Raw genomic sequence first — 521 nt, forward strand, 5'->3', positions numbered from 1 at the left:
GGAGAGTTCCTACCGCCACGCGGCAGCAGGAAATATTCAGCGCACACAAGCCGCCGCAGCGTGCTACTGTCGATCTCGGTTGCAGTTTTGGTACCCAAGAATTTCAAGCGCCTTCAGCCGGACTTCGGGCCGGCAAGAAGCGCTTTGTATTTCCCGGTCAATTTCCGGGCGGGGCATCATCGCGGCGACACGACGTCTGCACAGTGTAGGCGTTGCTGTATTGCCCCAAAGGAGATATGACATGGCTGCTGGTACCGTCAAGTGGTTCAACGCGGAAAAGGGTTTCGGCTTCATCGAGCAGGATGGTGGCGGCGCTGACGTGTTCGCCCACTACTCGAACATCGCCGCCCAGGGCTTCCGCGAGCTGAACGAGGGCCAGAAGGTCACCTTCGACATCGCGCAGGGCCAGAAGGGCCCGACGGCCGAGAACATCGTTCCCGCCTGACGCTGACACACGTTCTGCAGCTGGGGCCCGCATCCCTCGGGGTGCGGGCCCCAGCTGCATGCATTTCCCGCGGTGC

Annotated in this window: 1 protein-coding gene; it reads left to right on the forward strand. The window is 61.8% G+C overall.

The genetic code is table 11. The features are described from left to right. The first annotated feature begins 241 nt into the window (after positions 1–241). Complete coding sequence (locus K7B10_RS39160) at positions 242–445, forward strand: cold-shock protein (RefSeq protein ID WP_008734853.1); 204 nt, start codon at positions 242–244, stop codon at positions 443–445. Positions 446–521: the final 76 nt, after the last annotated feature.

This window comes from Streptomyces flavotricini (genome assembly GCF_020639365.1).
GTDB lineage: Bacteria > Actinomycetota > Actinomycetes > Streptomycetales > Streptomycetaceae > Streptomyces > Streptomyces flavotricini.

Excerpts from the sequence above, each read along its gene's own strand:
- K7B10_RS39160 (WP_008734853.1), top strand. The coding sequence starts at position 242 with ATGGCTGCTGGTACCGTCAAGTGGTTCAACGCGGAAAAGGGTTTCGGC.